This window comes from Mesorhizobium comanense, from assembly GCF_005503535.1.
In the GTDB taxonomy this organism is placed as follows: Bacteria; Pseudomonadota; Alphaproteobacteria; order Rhizobiales; family Rhizobiaceae; genus Mesorhizobium; species Mesorhizobium comanense.
Map to the genome: position 1 here is coordinate 45,132 of NZ_SCNN01000008.1, position 23,346 is coordinate 68,477.

A 23,346-nucleotide genomic window follows, 5' to 3' on the forward strand; every position below is an offset into this window, starting at 1 on the left:
GGTCTGTCGCGACCCTTTGTCGTCCTTCAACGCCTCTTTTGTCTTCAAACCCTCTCGCGCCGGCGCTCGTAAACCGTGTAGCGGGTCGCGTGGCTGTCCTTTTCGCCGGCCGGCACATCCTGCGCGCTCACGACGCGCCAGGCCGCCGGGTCGATCGGCGGGAAATGCGCGTCGCCGTCGACAGCGGCCAGCACATGGGTGACATGCAGCCGGTCGGCCAGCGGCAGTGCCTGGGCATAGATCTCGCCGCCGCCGATGACGCAGACCTCGTCGACGCCGGCCATGCAGCGTCCGCGCACATCGGCCAGCCGGATCGCATCCGCCAATGAATTCGCCACCTCGACGCCTTCGGCGCGCCAGGCCTTGTCGCGCGTGACCACAATGTTCAATCTGCCCGGTAGCGGCCGGCCGATACCTTCATAGGTCTTGCGGCCCATGATGATCGGCTTGCCCATCGTATCGGCCTTGAAGCGCTTGAGATCGGTCGACAGCCGCCATGGCAAGCCGCCATCACGCCCGATGACGCCGTTCTCGGCAATGGCGACGTAGATTGCGACGTCCATCAATTGGCATCCCCGCCGCCATTGTCCGACGGATTGAGGATCAGGATGTCGATATCGTGCTCCGGATAGAAATCCTTCGCCGTCATCTCGAAGCTCGTCGGTCCGACCTTCCTGACATTGTCGCCGCAGAACGAGACCAGCGCCTGCGGGTTGCCCTTGTCCACCGTCAGCTTGAAGTTGCCGATCGTGCCTGCCGCCCAGTTGCCGCCGGTGGTCAGGATATAGGCGATGCGGCTTTCGTAGAATTTCGGATAGCCGTCGGCCTTGGCCGCCTTGCGAACCGCGTTCTCGAATGTGTCGTCCATGCAATAGCGCGTCTTGTAGGCGGCGTATTGCCCCTGAAACTTGCCGTCATAGAAGAAGCTGACCGAAGACGTGCCGCCGACGCTCGGCTTGTAGTGGTGCGAGACGTGGACGTCCTTGTTGGCGGGAAAGGTCGAGCGCCACCAATAGGTGGAGCGCAACTGCCAGAACGGCGCGTATGGCGCGTTGAGGCTCGGATCGCTGTCGGCTTCCGGATTCTCGATGATGATGCCGCGGTTGACCCAGTCGTCGGCCACAGCCTTGGGCAGTTTCGCCAGCGCCGCCCTGGCCGCGTCGCCGAACGGATTGAACGGCACGTTCTGCGCCTTCAGCTCGGCGCTGATATCGATGCCGAGCGCGAACACCTTCTGCTCCAGCTGCGGTTTGGCGGCTGCGCCGTCGATCGTCACCTCGAAGCCGAGGAAATTGTCGCTCTGGTTCTCGGGGATGGCCGGCATCTCCTCCGGATCGCCCGAAATGTCGGGCATCGGGAACGCGACGATCGCGCTGACATCCTTGTCGGTGTTGTTGTGGAAGACGTAGTCGACCGTCACCTTCTCGGGCGAGATGAACAGGTCCTCGCTCTGCATCGCGACCGCGTCGCTGCGCGACAGGATCAGGCCGCCGGTGCCGAGTTCGGCCACCGAATCGTTGGCCAGTGCCGGCGCGGCCGAAACCGCCAGCGCCACCGTCAGAACGTATCGCAACATCGAAGCCCCCTCGGCTGGAATGCCGGGATGACCCTAGCGGTTTCAATGCGGCGTTTCAAAGCCCTTCCGCGTCGATGGCCGCGCCTGTGCGGTCTGGACACGCAAGGTGCGGTCTGGACTAACAGGTTCCGATCAGGCAGGAGTGCGCCGCATGCGCAAGCTTCTCGTCATCGGCATCGGCGCCGGCAATCCAGACCACATGACCGTGCAGGCCATATCAAGCCTGAACCGCGCCGACGTGCTGTTCATTCCCGACAAGGGGGCCGGGAAGAACGACCTTGCCGAACTGCGGCGCGAGATCTGCGACCGCTTCGTCACCAATCCGAACTCGCGCCGCGTCGAGTTCGACGTGCCGGTGCGGGCCGAGCCAGCCCCTTCCTATCGCTCGACGGTCGACGACTGGCACGAAGCCATCGCCGCCATCTATGAAAGCCTGATCCAGGGCGAGCTTGGCGAGCATGGCTGCGGCGCCTTCCTGATATGGGGCGACCCTTCGCTCTACGACAGCGCGCTGCGCATCCTCGAACGGGTTCGGCTGCGCGGCAATGTCGACTTCGAGCTGGAGGTCATTCCCGGCATCACCGCCATCCAGGCGCTTGCCGCCAGCCACAAGACGGCGCTCAACCGCATCGGCGATTCGGTGCTGATTACCACCGGCAGGCGCTTGACCGAGGAGGGCATGCCGCAAAACGCGGGCAGCGCCATCGTCATGCTCGACGGCAAATGCGCCTTCAACACGCTCGCCGACCCCGACCTCTTCATCCAGTGGGGCGCCTATCTCGGCACGCCGGACGAGATCGTCGTCTCCGGCCGCCTCGGCGATGTCGGCGCCGAGATCGAAAAAGTCCGCGAGGAAGCCCGGCGCAAGAAGGGCTGGATCATGGACACGTACCTGCTGCGCAGGCAGGAGGAGAGTAGTGAGTAGTGAGTAGTGAAGCCGATATCATTCCCTACTGACTACTGACTACTGACTACTGACTACTCACTACTCACTACTCCAATGACTACTCCCTACCCCGCATCGATCTCCGCCTGCAACGCATCCATATGCGTCGACGCGGCCGCGGTCGCCGCGCGTTCTATGGCGCGGAAACGGCTGACCACCGCCAGGCCGACGGTCGTCAGCTGCGCGCCGCCACCCTTGCGGCCTCCGGTTTGCGCGGCGACCAGCGGCTTGCCGAACACCCGGTTCATGTCCTCGACCAGGTCCCAGGCGTGCTTGTAGGACATCTCCATGCCCCGGGCGGCAGCCGAGATCGAGCCGAAGGTGGCGATATGCTCCAGCAACTCGATCTTGCCCGGGCCGATTCGTCCGTCGGGATCGAGATTTATCCGCAGGCTCAGCGACGGCATTTTTGCTCCTCCGCGATCATGCCCGATCCCCATACTAGAGGCTCTTCAGCGATACCGCTATTCCAAAAAGACATAGCGACTGTCATCCATCCGCCTCGGCCGGCAGGCCGGCACCGGTGTTGGCGCGATCGAAGCTCACCGTCTTGATCACTGCGAACACCCTGCCGCCGAGTTGCAGCTTCAGCGCTTGGCGCGACTGTTCGGTGATGCGGGCAAGCACCGTCGCACCGTTGCAGTCTATTGCAACCTCGACTGTCGGCCCCTCGCCCGGGCTCATCGCCACGACAGTCCCGGGCAGGATGTTGAGCGCGCTCAGACCCGTGGGCTTGTCGGTGGCGATCATCACATCGCGAGCCCGGATGCGGATACGCACCGGAGCGCCGGCCTTCATCGCCAGGCGCGGAACGCGGATCTCGCCGGCGGCCGAGCCGAGCACGCTCATGCCGAACACCTCGTCGTGGCGCAGCACCTTCGTATCCAGCACCGCGCCCCCTTCGCCGCGCTCTTCGGCGGGCAACAGGTCGAGCCTTTGCATCACCGCCTCGGTCGGACCGCTGGCCAGGACCTTGCCCTGCGCCAGCATCACCACGTCGCTGGCCAACCGCGCCACTTCGGCGACAGAATGGCTGACATAGACGATCGGGATCCTGGTCTCGTCGCGCAGGCGCTCGATATAGGGCAGGATTTCTGACTTGCGCGCCTCGTCGAGCGAGGCCAGCGGCTCGTCCATGAGCAGAAGCTTGGGGCTGGCCAGCAGCGCCCGGCCGATCGCCACGCGCTGCTTTTCACCGCCCGACAGCTTTGCCGGCCGCCGCCCCAGCAGCGCGCCGATGCCGAGCAGGTCGACGACGCCGTCCATGTCGGCATAGCGCTCCGCCGCTGGCGTGAACCAGCGGCCGTAACGCAGGTTGCCCATCACGCTCATATGCGGAAACAGCCGCGCATCCTGGAACACCATGCCGATGCGCCGCTTGTGCTTCGGCACGAAGATGCCGGCTGCGGTGTCGACAAGCACACGCCCGTCGACCTCGATGCGGCCCTTGTCCGGGCGGATCAGGCCGGCGATCATGTTGATCAGCGTCGTCTTGCCGGAGCCGGACGGGCCGAACAGCGCCGTCAGCCGACCGGCGCTTTCGAAGCGGATGTCGATGGCGAAATCGCCAAGCCTGTGGCTGATGTCGACGCGGATGCTCATTCGATATCCATCCGCCGGCCGACGCGCCGGGCCAGAACTTCCGAAGCGACCAGGGCAGCCATCGAGATGATGATCGAGATAAGGGTCAGCCGCAGCGCCCCCTCATCACCGCCGGGCACCTGCGTGAACGTATAGATCGCCGACGGCAGCGTCTGCGTCTCGCCGGGAATGTTGGAGACGAAAGTGATGGTCGCGCCGAACTCTCCCATCGCCTTGGCGAAGGCCAGGATGGATCCGGCGATCAACCCGGGCAGGATCAGCGGCAGTGTGATGGTGGCGAACACCCACAAGGGATTGGCGCCGAGCGTTCCCGCCGCCGCTTCCATCTTGCGGTCCACCGCCTCGATCGACAGGCGGATCGCCCGCACCATCAGGGGGAACCCCATGACGCCGCAGGCAAGGGCCGCGCCCGTCCAGCGAAACGAAAAGACGATACCGAAATGCTCGGCCAGAAACGCGCCGGCCGGCCCCCGCTTGCCGAAGGTGAGCAACAGGAGATAGCCGGTCACCACGGGCGGCAGGATAAGCGGCAGGTGGACCAGACCGTTGAGCAGCGTCTTGCCCCAGAATTGTCCCCGGGCAAGCAGCAACGCGATCAGGATGCCGGGCGGCAGGCTGGCCACCATCGCCACCAAGGCAACCTTGATCGACAGCCGGACCGCATTCCATTCGTCGGGAGTGAGGTCCAGCAGCCAGTTCATGTCGCTATTTCAGGACGTCCTACTTGCTCTTCTTGAGGACCGTGAAGCCCTGCTCCTTGAATATCTTGGCGGCAGCCGAGGATTCCACGCACTTCAGGAAGGCAGGCGCATCCTTGTCCTTCGAATCCGCGGTCTGCGCAATCGGATAGATGATCGGCGGATGCGAATCCTCGGGGAAGGTGCCGACCACCTTGACCGTCTTGTCGGCCTTGGCGTCGGTGGCATAGACGATGCCGAGCGGCGCTTCGCCGGTCGACACCAGCTTCAGCGCGGCGCGCACGTTCTCGGCCTGAGCGACCTTGCCCTCGACCGAAGACCACACGCCAAGCGATTCCAGCGCCGCCTTGCCGTACTTGCCCGCCGGCACCGCCTTGAAATCGCCCATGGCGAGCTTGCCGTCGCCAAGCAGCTTGGCGAGGTCGAAACCCTTCTCGACCTTGGTCTTGACCTTCGAATCCTTCGGCGCGACCAGCACGATCTGGTTGCCCAGCAGCTGCACCTCGGTCTCCGGCTTGGTCAGCTTCTTGTCCGAGAGATATTTCATCCAGTCGAGATCGGCCGAAACGAAGACGTCGGCCGGGGCCCCGCCCTCGATCTGCTTGGCAAGCGCCGAACTCGCCGCATAGGAAATGGTCGCGGCTTCGCCGACCTTCTTCTCGCAGGCCTTGTTGACCGCGTCGAGCGCGTCCTTGAGGCTGGCGGCGGCAAACACGGTCAGCTTGTCGTCGGCGTGAGCCGCCGGCACGGCGGCCATCAAAATCGCCGCCAGCCCGCCGATCGCCATCGCCTTCAATCCAAAACCCTTGCCCGTCATGAAATCTCTCCCTGGTTTGAAATCCGTACGGCCCAAAGCCTGAGAACCGATATATCCGCACGAACATAGCAAGGGAAGGCCCGGCACCCATTGAAACACTCTATCTAGGTCTTGTGAGTGGCACGGCGCAGCTGTTCTGCTAAGACAGGCGCAGACCAGCATCGGAAGGAACAAGAAATGAAGATCAGCGCCCGCAACGTCCTCAAGGGGACCATCACCGAGATCGTCAAGGGAGCCACCACCTCGCATGTCAGGATCGACATCGGCGGCGGCACCATCGTCACCTCCTCGATCACCAACGAGGCCGTCGCCGACCTCAAGCTGGAAAAGGGCAAGCAGGCCTATGCCGTGGTGAAGGCCTCGGACGTGATGGTCGGCGTCGACTGAGCCGTCCGCAACGACCGGACATGGTCCGCGAAAACGAGATCCGGCCAAGCGAGGTCGCGGTCGAGGCGCCGCCGCCGACCGACGCCGGCCTGGTGTTCATCGGCGTCATCCGCACGCCCTGGGCCTCGCGGCTGGTCACGCCACGCCAAGGCCGCGAGGATGGCCCGGCCTGCCGAATCGAAATCTTCGAGCCGTGGCGGCAGGCGCTGGAAGGTGTGGAAAAATTCGAGCGGCTGGAGGTGCTCTACTGGCTGCACCTGTCGCGGCGCGATCTCGTCAAGCAGAGCCCGGCCAGCGACGGCACCTCGCGCGGCACATTTTCGCTGCGCTCCCCGGTGCGGCCCAACCCGATCGGCACCTCGATCGTCACGCTTGTCGGGGTCGAGGACCATACCCTGCTCGTCCGAGGCCTGGATTGCATCGACGGAACGCCGCTGCTCGACCTCAAGCCGGACCGCACGCTTTTCAAGCCGATCGCACCGCCGCAGGCGGGTGATTTCGAGATTGGCTGAGCCCGCCAGCCCAAGGCTTAGACCGCGATCGGCGCCTTGATAGATGCATCGGCGACGTAGTTATCCAGCCGGAAATCCTCGAAGCGGAAGGCGAAAAGGTCCCTCACCTCCGGATTGATCCACATTGTCGGCAGTGCCCTTGGCGTGCGCCGCAACTGTTCGCGCGCCTGTTCGAAATGGTTGGAGTAGAGATGCGCGTCGCCCAGCGTGTGGACGAAATCGCCCGGCTTCAGCCCGGTCACCTGCGCCACCATGAGCGTCAGCAGCGCGTAGGAGGCGATGTTGAACGGCACGCCGAGGAAAATGTCGGCCGAACGCTGGTATAGCTGGCACGAGAGGCGGCCTTCCGAAACGTAGAACTGGAACAGGCAGTGGCACGGCGGCAGCGCCATGGCTTCCACCTCGGCCGGATTCCAGGCAGACACGATCAGCCGCCGGGACTGAGGATTGCGGCGTATCTCCTTCAGAAGATTGGCGATCTGGTCGATCGAACCGCCATGGCCATCGGGCCAGGACCGCCACTGCTTGCCGTAGACCGGGCCGAGATCGCCATTCTCGTCGGCCCATTCGTCCCAGATCGTGACGCCGTGGTCGGTGAGATATTTGATGTTGGTGTCGCCGGCCAGGAACCACAGAAGTTCATGGATGATCGACTTCAGGTGCAGCTTCTTGGTGGTGGTGACGGGAAAGCCGCGCGCCAGATCGAAGCGCATCTGGTAGCCGAAGACGGAACGTGTGCCCGTGCCGGTGCGGTCGCCGCGGTCGGCGCCGTGGTCCAGCACATGCTGCAGAAGGTCGAGATACTGGCGCATCGGTTCCGGCTCGATTCTTGATCTCGCCGATCATAGCGCCATGGCAGCGCGTATGCCACGCCTCTATGCGTTCGTCCCCATCGCAGGATGGCAAAAGCCGATAACCACACTGGCGAGCCGGGTCGGATAGAGCCCGCCGGCCGCCAGGATGGAATCGCGGATCCTCAGAGCGAGCCGAGCTTGCCCAGATCCTTGGCCACCAGATAGTAGAAGGTCACGCGGTGCTTGCTGTGGTCGGCATGCATAGCCTTGCAGGTCTTTTCGATCGCGGCATCGGCCTTGGCGCCGTCGCTGATGCCGAGCTTCTTGGCCACCCAGCTTTCCTTGACGCGCTCGAGCTCCTTCGGGTCGGTGCAGGACACCAGCGAGGAGTCGCGGTTCCTGAGCGCGATGCCCAGGTGTTTGACGATCTTTTCGACCACATCGGCGCTCGCGCCGGCGTCATACTTCTTCACGTCTGCAAGATAGTCGGCCATCGAAATTCCCCTCGTCGGCGCCACGAATCCGGTCGATGAGGGCTGTGGCGCGCTTCGCAACTTGTGCGCTAGATCGATAACTCCTCACCGCTCGCCGAGCTTGGTTTGAGACCGTTGCCAAGTCAACCCTCGCCGTCGCAATTTGACACAGGGATAAAGCCTTGTTGCGGCCTTTCAATTTCCACGACCGGCCCCTATATTCGCTTCGTCGGCTTGACCGACTATGGCGATAAATGGGCGATGAAATAAGCCGTTCGGACCCGGGGGCGGTACCCGGCGCCTCCACCAAAAGCCGCTCTCGAGAGCAGAGCGGTTTTTGCTGGGGGCGAAATAGGATCGACGAAGGTGTAAAGATCGTACTTTTGCCCGGCATTGTACCACCGTCATCGGGCTAAACTTATAGTTGCCAACGACAACTATGCGGAAGCACGTCTCGCTGCTTAATGCAGTGCGATAGCTTCAAATCAAGCCCTAGGGGTTCGCACTTCTAGGCGGGGTTCGGAGGTACCTGGCAACAGAAACCTCCACTTCTCCCCCCAACATGCGTCCTGCGTCACGGCGATTCTCGTCGGCCGAGCCTTCGTGCCCGCCGCGCGACTGCCTGGCTGCGCGCACTCTCTCCATGGATGAGACATGCACAACGATTGCGATCGATTCTTCGTGCTGACCGGCGGTCCCGGTTTCGGCAAGACCACTTTGATCGAAGCCCTGCGGAAAGCGGGCTTCGCGACGGTGCCCGAGGCCGGGCGCGGCATCATCCGCGACCAGATGGCGATCGGCGGCCCCGCCCTGCCATGGCGGGACCGGGCATTGTTCGCCGAACTGATGCTGTCGTGGGAACTGCGTTCCTGGCAGGTCGCGCAGGCAAAGCCGGGCCCGGTATTCTTCGATCGCGGCGTGCCGGACACGATCGGCTATCTCAGGCTTTGCGGCCTGCCGGTGCCGGATCATGCCGTCAACGCGGCCAGGGCGTTCCGTTACGCGCGCCACATCTTCATCGCCCCGCCCTGGCCGGAGATCTTCGCGCAGGACGACGAGCGCAAACAGACGCTCGACGAGGCAATCCGTACGCATGATTCGGTGGCCGGCGCCTATGCCGAACTGGGCTACGAGTTGGTCCCCCTGCCGCTTGCGCATGTGGAGGAGCGTGTCCGCTTCATCCTCGACAAGGCTGGCCTGCGGGCATGAAAAAGGCCGGGACAAACCCGGCCTTTCAGTTCCCTGCCTTCCCGGTCCCTTGAAGGACGCTTATTCCGCCGGCGCTTCGGCGGTTTCGCGCGAACGGCCGAGCGTGAGCTTGGCCAGCGTGAAGGAGATCACGGCGCAGAGCGGATCGCGGCGCCGGGATCCTCCGGATTGTCCGAACACTGAAGCGTCACTGCCGGGATCGAGAACGCCCTTCATCGCTGCGCATTGGCAGAGACTATGCTGTCCCTTCGTGAGGGGGTGTGGTATGGCCGGCGCGATGGGAACTGCAGTGAGATGCCTGGTGATCAATCCTGACCGGTCAGCCCTCGCGCTTCGCGCTTGAGACGACCATGGCCACGCAACGAACTCACTGCTACTTTCTGGCATGCGATGGAAATTACCTTCCGTTCGCTGCCCTTGCCGCCAAGCGCGCCGGCGAATTGAGCGCTACCTCGACCAGGGGATATATCCTTTATGCCGGACCCGAGGATGACAGGTTTGAGGCCGTCTCCCGCGTGTTGCCCCCCGATGTCGAAATGGTCGACGCGTCCAGGTTTCTGGATGGCCTTTCGCTGAATTTCAGCGCCAGGATAACCAAGGCCACTTACCTTCGCATTTTCGCTGATCTCGTGCCGCAGTTCGAGCCCTATGAGCGTGTCGCCTATTTCGATTGCGACGTTCTCTTGAACCGCGATCCCGCCGAACTGCTTTCGTCCGCGATGAGCGCGCCGTTGCTCGCCGCCCATGACCTCCCTTCCTACTATGATCTTGACTACCGCCGTCGCTTGTCGCTGCGAGCCGGTGCGCCGTATTTCAATGCCGGAGTGCTTGTCTTCGACATGCCAGCGGTCCGCAACGCAGGACTGCTGGAAAAGGCACGCCAGTTCGCGACAGACCACATGGAGCTCTGCGTCCAGCACGATCAGGACGCCATGAACGTTGCCTTTGAGGGCAGCTGGCAGACCCTCCACCCACTATGGAATGCCATGACGAACCTGCATTGGATGCCAGCGTTCACGCAGACCTATGCGCGTCATTTCAGCAGCAAAAAGCCCTGGTCGAGGAACCCTGTTGGCGTGGAGAGCGAGGCGATGGCGATCTACCGGCGGCTCGCGGCCGGCACCGAATGGGCGCAGCTGTTCCAATCGTCTTCGACCTCTGTGTCCCTCTCCCTGGCGATCAAACGGATCGAACGCAAGGCACGCACGGCAATCGCCCATCTCGGGAGAGATCAAAGGCGCCTGCGCCGCGCACGTTTTGAAGAAAAGCTGCCTTCAATAACGGCACGGTTGGCGGAACATGCAGACAGCGGCGTCGCCGGCCTGGAATTTCCGGAAAGAGAGTTTGGGCTCGGCTGATACTGGCCGCGCCGCCGCGGGCGCAGGTGTCCGGGTGCAAAGTGTCCGAGTGCAAAGTGTTCGAGTACAGCGTGTTCGGTTACGACAAAGGCCGGGACGAACCCGGCCTTTTTCTATGTGCGCGGCCGCTTATTCAGCCGGCGCTTCGACGGTGTCGCGCGAACGGCCGAGCGTGAGCCTTGCCAGCGTGAACGAGATCACGGCGCAAAGCGTGATGCCCGCGACCATCGGCAGCGGCGTGCCGTCGAAGAACACGCCGGCAACCCCCATGGCCAGTGCGCCGATGGCAAAGTGCAGCGTGCCCATCAGCGCCGAGGCGGTGCCGGCGATCTCGCCATGCTCTTCCATGGCCAGCACCGAGGTGGTCGGGATGACCAGGCCGAGGAAGCCGTAACCGACGAACAGCAGTGCCGCCATCACGTCGAGCCGGTCGACCCCCGTAGCCATGATCGCCAAGAGGATCACCATCGTCGTCGCATAACCGGTCACCGCGACACGCACCACGCGCCGCAGGCCGAACCGCTCCGCCAGCAACCCCGTCATCTGCGACATGCCGATGAAGGCCACCGCATTGATCGAGAAGAACACGCTGTAGACCGAAGGCGACAGCCCGTAATGGTCGATCAGGATGAAGGACGAGCTCGACAGATAGACGAAGAAGCTCGCAATGCCGAAGCCGGCGATCGCCACCAGGCCGAGGAAGTTGCGGTCACCCATCAGGAAGCGGTAGCCGGCAAGCGCGGTGCCGAAGGAGGACCCGACGCGCTCTTCGGCCGGCCGCGTCTCCTTGAGCGAGGTCGCGAGCAGGATGGTGGCAAGGGCCGCCGCACCCGTCACCGTCCAGAACACGGCGCGCCAGCCGAAATTCTCGATGATCTGGCTGCCGGTCAGCGGCGCCAGGATGGGCGACACCGAGAACACCAGCATCAGCAAGGACATCAGCTTGGCCGCTTCGTTGCCTGTATGCAGGTCGCGCACGATGGCGCGCGGCACGGCCATGCCGGCGCTGGCGCCGAGGCCCTGCAGGAAGCGGAAGGCGATCAGCCACTCGATGGTCGGGCTCATGGCCGAGCCGATGCCGCCGACCATGAACAGCGCAAGACCGCCATAGAGCGGCAGCTTGCGGCCGACCATGTCGGAGATCGGCCCGACGATGATCTGGCCAAAACCCATCGACAGGAAAAAGATCAGCAGGCTCATCTGCACGGCGGCGGTGCCGGCATGGAGATCGGTGCCGATCGACGGCAGCGCGGGCAGGTACATGTCGATGGCGAAGGGGCCGATGGCGGACAACAGGCCGAGCACGACCGCGATGCGGAGGAATTTGGGACTCATGATATTGGCTTCTTTCGAATCTGGTTGCCGCCGCCGGTCGGCGTCTAACCCCAGGACGTTCCATCCCGTCGGATTCCGACACTCCGGAAGCGAATTCTCGCTGCCTCTCCGGCCGAAACCTCATTTTCTCTGTCCACAAATTTAGACAGCCTTGTCCAAATCGTCAATCACCTCTATATAGATTTTCATGAGATTGGGCGTTTCTCCTGACACTTTCCCGCCACGCGGCCACGAGGCCAAGCGTCTGTCCATTGTCGACGCGGCGGCCGGGGTCTTCTGCCGCGAAGGTTTCGCCGGCGCCAATATCGACCTGATCGCCGCCGAGGCCGGCGTCTCGCGCCAGACCGTCTACAACCATCATGGCGACAAGGAAAAGCTGTTCATCGCCGTGGTGCGCGATCTGACCGAGCGTTGCAATGCCGGCATCTTCGCCACCATCGCCACCTTCCCGGATCAGCCCGGGAATCTCGAACAGGATCTGATCGGCTTTGCAGTGCGCCTCAACCAGAATTGCATCTGCAACCGCGACGGCAAATTCCTGCGCAAGCTGATCCAGACCGAGGGCGAACGCTATCCCGAACTGTTTGCCGAGTGGCGCGAACAAGGTCCCGGCAGGACATGGCCGGCTCTCGCCGCCCGCTTCGCCCGCCTCGCCTATGGCGGTTACCTAGCGATCGAGGATCCCGACGTGGCCGCGCGTCAGTTCCTTGGCCTCGTCAACGCCGAACTGCAGACCACCTTCATGCTTGGCGGTACGCCGCGCGAGGACGAGGTGGTGCAATCGGCGACAAACGGCGTGCGCACCTTCCTGCGCGCTTTCGGCAAGCGCCCTGCCCCAGCCGGCGTCAAGAAGCAGGCCACGCTCGCCAGCGCATGACATTTGCCGCTGTTGCAAGCCGGCTTCGCCGATCAAATCGTTGGCAATAGTCCTCGTCTCGGTGCGGCGGCGGTCTATATCAGGTTTACGGCGCCCTCAAGCTTGATTACAGCTATGCGGACGATTCAACGGAAACCGACCGCCACATGGCCGACGACCACATCCGCTACGACATTCTGGCCCAGGAGGCATTGCGCGGCGTCATGCGCAAGGTCCTGGCCGAGGTCGCGCGCACCGGCCTTCCAGGCAACCATCATTTCTTCATCACCTTCCTGACCGGGGCGCCCGGCGTGCGGGTATCCTCGCGCCTGCGCGAACGCTATCCCGAGCAGATGACCATCGTCATCCAGTTCCAGTATTGGGACCTGAAGGTGACCGACACCGGCTTCGAGGTCGGCCTGTCCTTCTCCGACGTGCCGGAGAAGCTCGAGATTCCGTTCTCGGCCGTGCGCGGCTTCTATGATCCTTCGGTCAATTTCGAGCTCGAGTTCGACGTCAAGACTGAAGCGCAGCCCGAGGAGGAGCCGGCCCAATCCGCGCCGGAGCCGCTGACCATCGTTTCGGAGAAGAAGCCGAAGGCCGAGAAGAAGGCCGCTGCCGAGCCGGAGAAGAAACCCGCCGCGGCCGATGCCAAGGGCGCCGAGGTGGTTTCGCTCGACGCCTTCCGCAAGAAATAGGCCCGCGGGTCCGCGCCATGGCCGACATCGTCAATCTCCGCCAGGTCCGCAAACAGCGGGCGCGGGACGAGAAGGCGCGCGTGGCGGAGCAGAACCGGACCCTTCACGGTCGTTCGAAGGCGGACAAGCAGCGCGACCAGCTCATGGCCGACAAGGCGGAAAGATTTGTCGACGGCCATCGCCTCGATCCGTCCGGCAAGGACGCGCAGTGAGCGTTCCGCCATGAGCGCCGTCGAAAAGCGCTCGGTCACCATTCGCGGCCACCGCACCAGCTATTCCCTGGAAAAGCCTTTCTACGACGATCTCGTCGCGATCGCGGCGGCGAGAGATCTGACACTCGCCGCCCTTGTCGCCGAAATCGACGCGACGCGGCCGCGCGACACCAACCTGTCCTCGGCGCTCAGGCTCTATGTCCTGGACCAGGCGAAGCGTGGGACGGCTCCTTAGAGCGGGTCAGTGTTTCACGGAATCGCCGAACCGCTCTAAGCCTTTGTTTTCACGTAATTCCGGACGGAAAACCGCTACGCACTTTTCCTGAAATTACTCTAGACGTTCCCGGCCGCGTCCATCTTTTTCACGCGCCGGGTACCGAAGCCGAGCAAGGTCGAGCGGTCGCGCTCCTCGGCCTGTTTCCTTGAGCGCACGCGCATGAGATCCTTCCAGCCGACATAGCCGACCAGTTGTTGCCCTTCACGGGTGACGACTGGCAGGTGCGAGACATTGGCCATCAGCAGCTTGTCGGAAAGGCCTTCGAGATATTCGTCGGGATAAGCGAGCGTGACCTTGCTCCCGGCCAGCAACTCGCCCAGCGTCGTCGTGCGGTGCCTGCCTGCGCGCCGCCAGCGCAGGATCGCCGGCGGATCGATGAGACCGAGCACCTGGCGGTTGTCATCGATGACCGGGAAGCTCGGATGCCGGGTTTCCGGAGCGGTCAGGAACGCCGCCGCGCCATGCAGCGTCATCGTCGCCGGCACGCTTTCGACCTGCGACGTCATCACCTCGCGGACCCTCGTCAGCGCGAACGGATCGACGCGATATTCGCGCACCAAATGGTGCCCTCGCCGCGCGACCTTTTCGGTCAGGATCGAACGCTTCATCAAGAGCACGGTCACGGCATGCGCCGTCGCGCAGGCCGCGATCAGGGGAACAAGCACATGCGTATTGCCGGTCAGTTCCACGGCGAAGAACGTCGCCGTCAGCGGCGCGCGCATCGTGCCGCCCATGGTCGCCGACATCGCCAGCAGCGCCCAGAAGCCCGGATCGGCCGCCGGCAGGAATCCGCCCAGAACGGCGCCCATCGCGCCCCCCATGATCAGCAGCGGCGCCAGCACGCCGCCGGATGTTCCCGAGCCGAGCGCCACCGACCAGATCACGGCCTTGACCACCAGCAGCAGCAGCGCGGCGGCCGCGACCGTGCGGCCGTCCAGCATGTCGGCGATGTTGTCGTAGCCGACGCCGAGCGCCCGCGGTTCGATGAGGCCGCCGATACCGACCACAAGGCCGCCGATCATCGGCCACCACATCCAGTGGATCGGCAATTTCTGGAAAGCGTCCTCGCAGGCATAAACCATCTGGGTGAGCAGCCCCGACAGCAGGCCCGCGGCGATGCCGATCAGCACCCAGCCGCCAAGCCCGACGAAGGAAACCTCCATGCCGCCCTGGAACGGGAAAATCGGCCCCGGCAGATGCAGCACGGTGCGCTCGACCTCCGCCACGATGGCCGCCACCGCCACCGGGATGAAGCTGCGCGGCGTCCATTCGAACAGAAGCAATTCCACTGCCAGCATGATCGCGGCGATCGGCGTGCCGAACACCGTGGTCATGCCGGCCGCAGCACCAGCCACGAGCAGCGTCTTGCGCTCGTTGTCGCTGACCGGCAGCATCTGCGCGATCAGCGAGCCGATGGCGCCGCCGGTCATGATGATCGGCCCCTCGGCACCGAACGGGCCGCCGGAACCGATCGAGATCGCCGACGACAGCGGCTTCAGGATCGCCACCTTGGCGCCCAGCCGGGAGCGGCCGAGCAGGATCGCCTCGATCGCCTCGGGAATGCCATGGCCGCGGATCTTCTCGCTGCCGTAGCGCGCCATCAGGCCGATGATCAGGGCGCCAATGACGGGCACAACCACGGCGGCGTAGCCGAGCGGCGTGTCCTGCAGCTTGAGTTCGGCAAGCGAGAACTGGCCGAAATAGGCGATGTTGGTGGCGAGCCGGATCAGCTTCAAAAGCGCTATGCCGGCGAACAGTCCCGCCGTGGCAACCACCACGGCTATGGTGGCGATGGTCAGCACGCGCGCGTCGGTGGTGAAATCCCTGAGATGACCGTTTTCGGAATGATGGGGCTTCATGGCTGGCTTTCTGGCGGCGGCCGGATCTCGGATCTGTGGCACGGGCGAAAACGTCGCCGGGCTCTGTCGGCTCGCTATCTATCGTAACACGATATAAATTCAAGCTGGTTTCGATCAAAACCGTTTGAGCCTTTCGCCGGAATGGAACACATGTCGGGAATGACGCAGCCCAAAAAGCCCCGCCCCGCCATCAGACAGGCCGACTATGAGCGGCTGTCCGAGTTTCGCTACCTGATCCGCCGCTTCCTCGAATTCAGCCAGGTGCAGGCGGAAGATGCCGGCCTGACGCCGCGCCAGCACCAGGCATTGCTGGCGATCAAGGGATATCCCGGCGGCGGGCCGGTGACGGTCGGCGACCTCGCGGAGCGCCTGCGCATCCGCCACCACAGCGCCGTCGAACTGGTCAACCGTCTCGGCGAGGCGGGACTGGTGGTCAGGGATCAGGACAAGGACGATCACCGCCGGGTGCTGCTGCGGCTGACCGAACGGGCCGACGACTGCCTGGCCGAACTGTCAGCGGCCCATCTCGACGAGCTTTCGCGCATAGAACCCATGCTGCGTCGCCTGCTCGACCGGACTCCGGAATAGGCCTGCCGCGTCGGGCCGATCCCGCCAGCCCTACCCGAATCCTCTGGTTTTCCTGCGGTGTTCTTAAAAACGGCAAGCATTAGCGCTTGTGCAGGTATCGATACGCGCGCACAATATTAGCACTCGTGCAGATTTCCGTTCCGGCGGATGGTCGTCCGGCAGATGTCGGGAGGCAAGACTTGGGCTTGATCGAGGACGAGCAGGCCGCGAAAGCCGAAGACGCTTCCGCGGGCAAGAGCGCCGGGCAAGGCAGTCATGCGGCGGCCGCCGACGCTTACGGCAAAGCCGCCCGACTGTGGCGCAGAGTGGCTGACCAGTACGCCACCGATGCAAAGAGCGCTGAGCAGGCCGGCAATGCCGCCGAGGCCTGCCGTTGCAGGTGCGCCGCAGCCGACGCGTTTGAAGCGGCCGCGCGCGCCTACATGGCAGCTGCGGCCGAATTTCTAGCCGTCGGTCACCAGCAGGACGCTAGTGGCATGGAGGCCAACGCCGTCGCGGATTACGACGCGGCCGCCCCATTGTTCGAGGCTTGCGGCGCGTGCCAGTCCGGCGCGGGCAAGCATGCGCGCGCATGGGTGGCCTACTCCCACGCTCGCGCCTGCTGGACTGTCGTGCGTGTCCGATCGGCGGCCGCCGCGCAGGAGATGCGCAAGCGCTCGGATGAGGGCACCGAAGAACAAAAGGATGAGTTCTGGGAGGCCTATAAATTGGAAAGGGCAAGGAAGGAGAAGGCCGCCAAGGGGGAAGCGAGGGCAAAGACCGCAGAAACCGACGAGCGGGATAGGACGAGGGAATGAGCGATCCGGACGTAGCGCAAGAGGCGCAGGCCGCGGAAAAACTGGCTGGCAGCCTGGAACTCGCCGGCGAACATGCTCTTGCCGCTGTCCAGTACGGCAAGGCGGCCGACAAATGGGAACAGGAAGCAGGCGACGCCGAGGACGCCGCGAAGAAGGCGGCCGGCGTCGCACAGTGCCGCCTGCGCTGCAAGGCTGGGCATGATTACATGCTGGCCGGGGATGACCGTGAGATGGAAGCCGCGGCCTGGGGCGCAAAGCCCGACACGTCCCGGCGGGCCATTGCCCACGACCAGGCCCAGCAGGACTACGAGAAGGCGGCAGCCCTGCTGAAATCCTGCGCCGCCTGCATGCTGGGCTCCGATCCGGCCCACGCGGCCGCCGCGGAGGCGGAGGCCGGAGCCTGTTTCACTCATATCCGGTTCCACTGGGAGAAACAGGAAACCGCGCATGCAGCGCGAATGAAACGTCTCGAAGATGAAGGCAAGAAGAACACCGAAGAATACAGGACCTTCGAGCGATCGCGCGACGCCGCAAAGGAGAAGGCCGAGGCCGCCCGGAAAGAAGCCGAGGAGGCCGGCAAACGCGAGGAGGAAGATTTGAAGAAAGTCGCCAGCGCTGCGGAAGGAATACCCGGTTCGGGCAGGGATGAACTGGCAAGGCTGGAAGCCACGCTCGCCGGATTGCAGGAGGAAGTCGGACGACTCGCGTTTTTCGCGCCAGCCGCCTTCCCGATCGTCGCCGACATCGTCAAGGGATCGCTCGGATGGACGGGGCGATCGGACAAGATCGTCAAGAAGCGGACGGACAAATGCACCGTGACTGTCGCGGTTGATGTCAAATACGAGTTGGAGAGTTCCAGAACCGAGACCAACCAGGAAGGCAAGGTCGTCAAAACATGCTCGACCTACAAGGTAACGACGAAGGTGACCGTCACCGAAACATGCGATCCGGGCGGATCTACCCAAATCGGCAAGACGGAGCACGTATCCCACCACGAGTTCTGCGACTCGTCCGCGGACGACCCGGCAACGGGTGAAAGCGTGGGCTTCGACGGCAAGGAGACGGACACGCTCGCCTACCCCCACGGCACGAAAGTCACGGTTGACAAGGACGGAGAGAAGATCAAGGTCTCGGTCACATTTCCCGATGGGACCGCCACCTCGTTGACCGTTCCGAAATAGTGGGAGAATCGAAGCCCGCCGCTATTGCAGCGACTTCAACAGATTGTCGATCGTGAACGGGTTGGACTTCGGCTTGGCCGGCGCAGGATTGTCGCTGGCTTCCGGGAGCGGTGCCCGTTCGATCTTCGGCGCCTGCTGCGCTGCCTTGCGTTCGGCCTCGAGTCTTGCCTTTTCCTGCGTGGCGATCCGCATCGCCTCTTCGGCTTTCTGCCGCTCCTGTTCGGCTTGCGCCTTGGCTGCCTCGTCCGCTGCCTGCTGTTCGGCCGCGGCTTTGGCATCCGCGTCGGCTTTTGCCTTGGCTTCCGCGTCGGCCTTCGCTTTCGCCTCGGCGTCGGCTTTTGCCTTCGCATCCGCCTCGGCCTGCGCCTGTGCGTCGGCCTCGGCCTTCGCCTTGGCGTCGGCTTCAGCCTTCAGCCGCGCCGCCTCCTGCTGCTGGCGCAGGTCCTCGGCGGCCTTGTCGCGTGCATCCTGAAGCGCTGCATAATAGCGCACCTCGCGCCGCAACCGCTGTTTCTCAAGCAGCGCGGCCTGCATCGCCTCGACGCGCTGCTGCTCCTTCTCCAGCGCCCGCTGGGTCAGGAACTGCGCCAAGGGTTCGCTGTCGAACTGTCGCTTGACGGCGCCGAACGGACCCTCGGCGGTGAAATTCATGACCGGCTCGGAGCCGACCAGCGCCTCGTCGCCGGGCCGGTAGGTGATGGCGCCCTTGGCCGAAACAGTGCCGGTGTTGAGATCGGCCGTGACATCGGCGGACAGCGTCGCCGCCGGATTCTCGAGGCTGATCGGCGGAGCCCTCAACGTGCCGCCCGCGACCGTGAAGGCAACGTCGGCATCCCTCGCGGCAAAACGGCCGTCGGCGGCGATCCCGGGCGCGAAGTCCGCTGTCTTGGCCGCATCGATGTCACGCCCGATCGCGTCCGCCTTGGCGAGGAAGGCGCTGAACGCGTCGGGATTGACGCCGGCGACCTGCAAGCCTTTCAGCGCCGCCGTACCCGAGCCTGACAGCGCCGCGATCATCGCGTCGACCGATTTGCCGCTGGTCGAGAGCGTTGTCGAGAAATCGCCGCTGCCGCTGATGCCGGCATCGGGCAGCACAGTTGCCAGATCCGCCCCGTCCAGTTTCATCTGGCCCGTGAAAAGGCCGGTGCCGTCATTGTTCTTCAGTTCGAACAGTCCTGTCAGCGCACCGCCCAGCAGTTTTGCCTTGAGGTCCGAGATACGAATGCCTTCCTTGTCGAGCTTGAGCGAAAAGGCGGCGTCATAAGCCGTGGCAAAGGGCCCGGCGGCCAGCGCCGCCGTCGTCAGGTCGAGATCGGCGGTGAACGGCAGGCTGGATTTCTGGCTGAACGGGGCAGCCGGCCAGACCCCGCTTCTGCCGGTCGCGTTCTTGTCGGCCGTGTTCTTGTCGGCCATGTTCTTGTCGGCCATGTTCTTGTCGGAAAGAAAAGCGGAATCCCCGAACAGCGCGACGGCCATCGGATCGAGGTCGAGTTCGTCGAGCACAAGCGCGCCGGCCAGATGCGGCACGCCCTCCTTCGCGTCGACATTGACGTCGCCGGAAACCGCCGCCTCGTTGATCGCGCCGCTGACATTGTCGAGTACCAGCAGGCCATTGCCATAGTCGCCCTGAGCCGAAAGCGACGTCGACATCCCCGCTCCCATGCCCGGCAGGCCGATGCCCGTGGTCATCAGCCAGGGCTCGATGTCGGCGGCATCGAGATTGATCTTGCCCTTGGCGGTGGGCCCTTGCGGCGTGTCCGCGACGGTTCCGTCGAATGAAGCCTTGAAGTCGCCGCCGGTGAGGTCGAATGTCGTCGCCAATCCGCCGCCCAACGTGCCCTTGGCCTGGATGTCGGTCGTGGCCTCGCCCAGCATGCCGAGCGGCAATGCCGGCAGGCCGTAAAGCGCCAAAAGCGCGGTGGCGTCGGGGTTCCTGGCATTGAAGGTCAGCGTCACCGGAGCTTCGGCCAGTTTGTCAGGCGCCCCCTTCCCCGACAGCGAGGCGGAAAAGGCCGAACCGCCGGCCTTGCCCTGGCCGCTGACCGCAAGGCCCGTCGTGCCATCGCCATTGTCGGCGGCACTTGCCACGAGATCGACGCGCGCGTCCTGGAAAAGCTCCGGATAGGCCTGAGCGCGGCTTGCCAACCCCTTCAGCACGGCATTGTCAGGATAGTGCTGCGCGGCGACGTCGATAAGCGGCTTCAGGTCGACAGAGACAACCGAGGCGTCGAGCTTGCCGGTCGGGCTCGCCGGAAAATCCTTGATCCGGCCGGTGGCGCTGATCGAGGCGCCGGCCAGCCCACCCACGGACAGCCGATCGATCTCGAGCAACCCGTCTCGCAACCTGAGCGCGGTATCGACCGTGTCGGCGGTCAGGCCACCGGCGCTGACCGGGCCGGCCTTGATCTGGAAATCGAGATCGCTGTTGGCAAAACGGTTGGCGCCCTTGTCGCTGACGAAGATCGAGGCGAAGGCCGCCAGCCCGTCGACATCGAGTTCCCGGCCCTCGAGCCGCATCAGCACCGATGGCTTTGCGTCGTCAGGCTGGCTGGAATCGATGCGGCCGGAGAACTTCGCCTTGCCGAGAATCAATTCGAGATCGCTGAAGGATTGATGGTTTTCCGAAAGATCGACCTTGGCCTTGAAGCCGGCGGCGGGCAGACGGCGGATCGCCTCGTCGACATCCTTCGACAGCCACGCCGCAAAACCCGAAGGCTGCGCCACAGCCAGCAGCAACGAGCCGGTGAAGCCGAAATGGCTCTGCACGTTGAGCGCAAGCATGCCGTCGGCTTCCAGCGTAGTGCGGCCGGGCAAGGTCGCGGCAAGCGACTTGATCGACCAGCCGCTCTCAACGGGCTCGGCGGAAAGATGGACATCCCGCACTGTCGTGTCACCGGCCACCACCGCCGGCAGCTTGACCTCGACGGTGCCGGGAATGGTCGGCTTCGGCAGGTCGAGCAGCGCCTGCTCCAGCCCGGCTATGCGCTGATCCAGTGTCAGCCCGGCGCCGGCCTGAGCGCCTACCGCCTCGTCGAACTGCACCTGCGCGCCATTGGCCTCGATGGCGAAGCTCGGCTTCTGGCCGAGATCGACCGAAGCCTTGCCGTCGGCGGTGTAGGGATTGTCCAGCGGCCCCGTCTCGAAGCGGAATTCGTCGATCCCGAGCTTCTGGTGGTCGAGCGAGAATTTGCCGTTCAGCCGGAAGCCCGGATCGGGCTTGCCGGTGCTGACCTTCACCGTCTCGCCATCGCTGCCGCGCAACTGGGCGCTGTTCTTGTCGGCGCCGGAAATCTTGAACTGGCCGGAATAGCCGGCCGCGCCATTGACGATGCCGGCATTGCCGTCTGTCTCGATGACCAGCGGATAGGCGTCGGGATCGGCCTTGAGGCGAAGCCGCATCTGGCCCGAGGGCTCCGCCTTGCCGGTCGAAGCGGCGATCGTCATGCGCAACCCATCCAGCCGCATTGTGCCGTCCATGCGCCAGGGGCCGGCCAGCGATTTGGCCGAAATGGTGGTGTTGATCTCGGAAAAGATATGGCTGCGTCCGCCCGCCTCATGGCGCAGGTCGATCTGTCCTTCGGTCACCGTCAGCTTCTCGATCGAGATCTGGCCGGGATCGAAAGGCGAAGAGGGCCGCATGGCCCAGTCGACGGTTCCGTCGGGCGCAATATCGATGGTCGCTTTCGGCCGCACCAGTCGCATGTCGAAGATCAGCACCTCGCCGCGCAGGAACGGCGCCAGTTCCGCATCCATCGAGAACGTCTCGACGGTCATTGCCGGCTGGCCATTGGGCCCGCCGGCGACGGCAACGTTGGAGAAGGTCACCGAGGGGAACGGCAACAGCCTTGCCGTGGCATCGCCCTGCACGGTCACCTTGCGGCCCAGTATGGCGCTTGCCTCGCGCTCGAACTCGGCGCGATAGCCCGTCCAGTCGATAAAGTACGGCACCACCAGCGCCGCACACAGCACCAGCACGAACAGGCCACCGAAGATCACGAACAGGCGTGCGAGCATCAGCTCCGGTCAGGTTGATTGAAATTCTGCCGCACTCTACCCGCATCCGCGTGTCGATAAAGAGGCAATTCATCCGCTGTTGCGTCATCCCGGACTATCTGAAACAAATCCTGGAAAAAGCGGAGATTTTCGGATGTCGGGCAAGAACTGGGACCGGGTGCCGATCGATGCGCAGAGCGTCGATGCCCCGCTTTCGCAATCAGCGATTTTTCTTGTCGTCACCGTCGCCGCCGACAGGTCGGCCCTGGCCAAGGTCTGTTCCGTGCTCGGCGAGCTTGACGACCTCGTCAAGAATGTCGGCTTCCGCGATCTTGGCGGCCGCCTGTCGTGCATAGCAGGCATGGGGCGCGGTCTCTGGGATCGCCTCGATGCCGGCAAAAGGCCGGCGGAACTGAAACCGTTCGCGCCGATCAAGGGCGCGGTACATTCGGCGCCTTCGACCCCGGGCGACCTTCTGTTCCACATCCGTGCGGAGCGGCCCGACATGTGCTTCGAGTTCGAGCGCATCCTGCTCGACAGGCTCGGCGCCGGCGTGACCGTCGTCGATGAAGTGACCGGGTTTCGCTATTTCGATGCCCGGGACCTGCTCGGCTTCGTCGACGGCACCGCCAATCCGACCGGGCTCGACCTGCCCGCCTCGGCTCTGGTCGGCGACGAGGATGCCGACTTTGCCGGCGGCAGCTATGTCGTCGTCCAGAAATACCTGCACGACATGCAGGCCTGGGCGCGAATCCCTACGCACGAGCAGGAGGCGATCATCGGCCGCACAAAGATCGACAACATCGAGATCGACGATGACGACGCGCCGCGCAAATCGCACAAGTCGCTGGCCACCATCGAGGACGCGGACGGCAACGAGCATGACATTTTGCGCGACAACATGCCGTTCGGCAGGCCGGGACAGAACGAATTCGGCACCTATTTCATCGGCTACTCCAGATATCTCTGGGTCATCGAGAAGATGCTGCAGCGCATGTATGTCGGCGATCCGCCCGGTGCCTACGACCGGTTGCTCGATGTCTCCACTCCGCAGACCGGCACGACATTCTTCGCGCCGACCCGCCCGATGCTGCAAACGCTTGTCCAGGGCGCGCCAGAGTCAACCACACCGTAGGACGTCACCGTGGCGAGACGACCGCAGCCTCTGAAGGCGCGCG

25 protein-coding genes and 1 other RNA gene are annotated in these 23,346 nt (G+C 64.1%); 14 read left to right on the forward strand and 12 right to left on the reverse strand.

The window, feature by feature from the left end; all coding sequences use genetic code 11:
• Positions 1-44: 44 nt before the first annotated feature.
• Both FFS37_RS15605 and FFS37_RS15610 read right to left on the reverse strand, forming a co-directional pair.
• The gene (locus FFS37_RS15605; RefSeq protein WP_137931846.1) at positions 45-563 is read right to left on the reverse strand and encodes a dihydrofolate reductase; all 519 of its coding nucleotides are present in this window, start codon (positions 561-563) and stop codon (positions 45-47) included.
• On the reverse strand, positions 563-1,576 hold the full coding sequence (locus FFS37_RS15610) for a DUF4424 domain-containing protein (protein ID WP_137931847.1): 1,014 nt from the start codon (positions 1,574-1,576) through the stop codon (positions 563-565). Before FFS37_RS15610 ends, FFS37_RS15605 begins: the two co-directional genes overlap by 1 nt.
• Positions 1,577-1,727: 151 nt before the next feature.
• Between FFS37_RS15610 and cobF the strand changes: the two genes are divergently transcribed.
• Positions 1,728-2,501, forward strand: a complete 774-nt coding sequence (cobF, locus tag FFS37_RS15615; RefSeq protein WP_137931848.1) for a precorrin-6A synthase (deacetylating) — start codon at positions 1,728-1,730, stop codon at positions 2,499-2,501.
• Between the two features lie 86 nt (positions 2,502-2,587).
• On the opposite strand, the gene FFS37_RS15620 is transcribed toward cobF, so the two are convergent.
• From FFS37_RS15620 to modA, 4 genes are all read right to left on the reverse strand, one after another.
• Positions 2,588-2,929 (reverse strand): winged helix-turn-helix domain-containing protein, encoded by a 342-nt coding sequence (locus tag FFS37_RS15620; RefSeq protein WP_137931849.1) that lies wholly within the window; start codon positions 2,927-2,929, stop codon positions 2,588-2,590.
• 82 nt (positions 2,930-3,011) lie between these two features.
• Complete coding sequence (gene modC, locus FFS37_RS15625; protein ID WP_137931850.1) at positions 3,012-4,124, reverse strand: molybdenum ABC transporter ATP-binding protein; 1,113 nt, start codon at positions 4,122-4,124, stop codon at positions 3,012-3,014.
• Entirely contained in the window at positions 4,121-4,825 is a 705-nt protein-coding gene (modB, locus tag FFS37_RS15630) for a molybdate ABC transporter permease subunit (protein ID WP_137931851.1), read from the reverse strand. The genes modC and modB overlap by 4 nt, the downstream gene beginning before the upstream one ends.
• A 19-nt stretch (positions 4,826-4,844) precedes the next feature.
• Positions 4,845-5,639: a molybdate ABC transporter substrate-binding protein gene (modA, locus tag FFS37_RS15635; protein ID WP_137931852.1), complete on the reverse strand. Its 795-nt coding sequence runs from the start codon at positions 5,637-5,639 to the stop codon at positions 4,845-4,847.
• Between the two features lie 177 nt (positions 5,640-5,816).
• Between modA and FFS37_RS15640 the strand changes: the two genes are divergently transcribed.
• Together FFS37_RS15640 and tsaA are read left to right on the forward strand one after the other, a co-directional pair.
• Positions 5,817-6,026, forward strand: coding sequence for a TOBE domain-containing protein (locus tag FFS37_RS15640; protein WP_137931853.1), 210 nt, complete (start codon positions 5,817-5,819; stop codon positions 6,024-6,026).
• A 20-nt stretch (positions 6,027-6,046) separates the two neighbouring features.
• Positions 6,047-6,538 (forward strand): tRNA (N6-threonylcarbamoyladenosine(37)-N6)-methyltransferase TrmO, encoded by a 492-nt coding sequence (tsaA, locus tag FFS37_RS15645; protein ID WP_137931854.1) that lies wholly within the window; start codon positions 6,047-6,049, stop codon positions 6,536-6,538.
• Between the two features lie 17 nt (positions 6,539-6,555).
• On the opposite strand, the gene FFS37_RS15650 is transcribed toward tsaA, so the two are convergent.
• Together FFS37_RS15650 and FFS37_RS15655 are read right to left on the reverse strand one after the other, a co-directional pair.
• Complete coding sequence (locus FFS37_RS15650; protein WP_137931855.1) at positions 6,556-7,350, reverse strand: thymidylate synthase; 795 nt, start codon at positions 7,348-7,350, stop codon at positions 6,556-6,558.
• A gap of 164 nt (positions 7,351-7,514) precedes the next feature.
• Positions 7,515-7,826, reverse strand: a complete 312-nt coding sequence (locus FFS37_RS15655) for a DUF2853 family protein (RefSeq protein ID WP_137931856.1) — start codon at positions 7,824-7,826, stop codon at positions 7,515-7,517.
• Positions 7,827-7,994: 168 nt separating this feature from the next.
• Between FFS37_RS15655 and ssrA the strand changes: the two genes are divergently transcribed.
• Positions 7,995-8,355, forward strand: a transfer-messenger RNA (tmRNA) gene (ssrA, locus tag FFS37_RS15660).
• 104 nt (positions 8,356-8,459) lie between these two features.
• Positions 8,460-9,014, forward strand: a complete 555-nt coding sequence (locus FFS37_RS15665; RefSeq protein ID WP_137931857.1) for an AAA family ATPase — start codon at positions 8,460-8,462, stop codon at positions 9,012-9,014.
• A 60-nt stretch (positions 9,015-9,074) separates the two neighbouring features.
• Here the strand turns inward: FFS37_RS15665 and FFS37_RS35775 are convergent, their stop codons facing one another.
• Positions 9,075-9,230 carry a hypothetical protein gene (locus tag FFS37_RS35775; RefSeq protein WP_171026295.1) on the reverse strand — a complete coding sequence of 52 codons (156 nt, stop codon included), beginning with the start codon at positions 9,228-9,230 and terminating at the stop codon, positions 9,075-9,077.
• Positions 9,231-9,364: 134 nt separating this feature from the next.
• Between FFS37_RS35775 and FFS37_RS15670 the strand changes: the two genes are divergently transcribed.
• Positions 9,365-10,372 (forward strand): glycosyltransferase, encoded by a 1,008-nt coding sequence (locus FFS37_RS15670; RefSeq protein ID WP_137931858.1) that lies wholly within the window; start codon positions 9,365-9,367, stop codon positions 10,370-10,372.
• Between the two features lie 129 nt (positions 10,373-10,501).
• Here the strand turns inward: FFS37_RS15670 and FFS37_RS15675 are convergent, their stop codons facing one another.
• A complete protein-coding gene (locus FFS37_RS15675) occupies positions 10,502-11,707 on the reverse strand; it encodes a multidrug effflux MFS transporter (protein WP_137931859.1) in 1,206 nt (401 codons plus the stop codon).
• Between the two features lie 187 nt (positions 11,708-11,894).
• On the opposite strand from FFS37_RS15675, the gene FFS37_RS15680 reads away from it, so the two are divergent.
• The 4 genes from FFS37_RS15680 to FFS37_RS15695 all read left to right on the forward strand — a co-directional run bounded on the left by FFS37_RS15680 (position 11,895) and on the right by FFS37_RS15695 (position 13,708).
• The gene (locus FFS37_RS15680; RefSeq protein ID WP_137931860.1) at positions 11,895-12,584 is read left to right on the forward strand and encodes a TetR/AcrR family transcriptional regulator; all 690 of its coding nucleotides are present in this window, start codon (positions 11,895-11,897) and stop codon (positions 12,582-12,584) included.
• Positions 12,585-12,730: 146 nt separating this feature from the next.
• Positions 12,731-13,261, forward strand: coding sequence for an SspB family protein (locus FFS37_RS15685; protein ID WP_137931861.1), 531 nt, complete (start codon positions 12,731-12,733; stop codon positions 13,259-13,261).
• 17 nt (positions 13,262-13,278) lie between these two features.
• Positions 13,279-13,473: a DUF4169 family protein gene (locus FFS37_RS15690; RefSeq protein WP_137931862.1), complete on the forward strand. Its 195-nt coding sequence runs from the start codon at positions 13,279-13,281 to the stop codon at positions 13,471-13,473.
• Between the two features lie 10 nt (positions 13,474-13,483).
• Positions 13,484-13,708, forward strand: a complete 225-nt coding sequence (locus tag FFS37_RS15695) for a ribbon-helix-helix domain-containing protein (RefSeq protein WP_137931863.1) — start codon at positions 13,484-13,486, stop codon at positions 13,706-13,708.
• Positions 13,709-13,806: 98 nt separating this feature from the next.
• On the opposite strand, the gene FFS37_RS15700 is transcribed toward FFS37_RS15695, so the two are convergent.
• Positions 13,807-15,609 carry a chloride channel protein gene (locus FFS37_RS15700; protein ID WP_137931864.1) on the reverse strand — a complete coding sequence of 601 codons (1,803 nt, stop codon included), beginning with the start codon at positions 15,607-15,609 and terminating at the stop codon, positions 13,807-13,809.
• A 150-nt stretch (positions 15,610-15,759) separates the two neighbouring features.
• Between FFS37_RS15700 and FFS37_RS15705 the strand changes: the two genes are divergently transcribed.
• The 3 genes from FFS37_RS15705 (at position 15,760) to FFS37_RS15715 (ending at position 18,175) form a co-directional block, all read left to right on the forward strand.
• Complete coding sequence (locus FFS37_RS15705) at positions 15,760-16,197, forward strand: MarR family winged helix-turn-helix transcriptional regulator (protein ID WP_137931865.1); 438 nt, start codon at positions 15,760-15,762, stop codon at positions 16,195-16,197.
• Positions 16,198-16,376: 179 nt separating this feature from the next.
• A complete protein-coding gene (locus tag FFS37_RS15710; RefSeq protein WP_137931866.1) occupies positions 16,377-16,994 on the forward strand; it encodes a hypothetical protein in 618 nt (205 codons plus the stop codon).
• The gene (locus FFS37_RS15715; protein WP_137931867.1) at positions 16,991-18,175 is read left to right on the forward strand and encodes a hypothetical protein; all 1,185 of its coding nucleotides are present in this window, start codon (positions 16,991-16,993) and stop codon (positions 18,173-18,175) included. Before FFS37_RS15710 ends, FFS37_RS15715 begins: the two co-directional genes overlap by 4 nt.
• Positions 18,176-18,196: 21 nt before the next feature.
• Here the strand turns inward: FFS37_RS15715 and FFS37_RS15720 are convergent, their stop codons facing one another.
• Positions 18,197-22,189: an AsmA family protein gene (locus FFS37_RS15720; RefSeq protein WP_137931868.1), complete on the reverse strand. Its 3,993-nt coding sequence runs from the start codon at positions 22,187-22,189 to the stop codon at positions 18,197-18,199.
• Positions 22,190-22,322: 133 nt separating this feature from the next.
• On the opposite strand from FFS37_RS15720, the gene FFS37_RS15725 reads away from it, so the two are divergent.
• Positions 22,323-23,303, forward strand: a complete 981-nt coding sequence (locus tag FFS37_RS15725; RefSeq protein ID WP_137931869.1) for a Dyp-type peroxidase — start codon at positions 22,323-22,325, stop codon at positions 23,301-23,303.
• Positions 23,304-23,346: the final 43 nt, after the last annotated feature.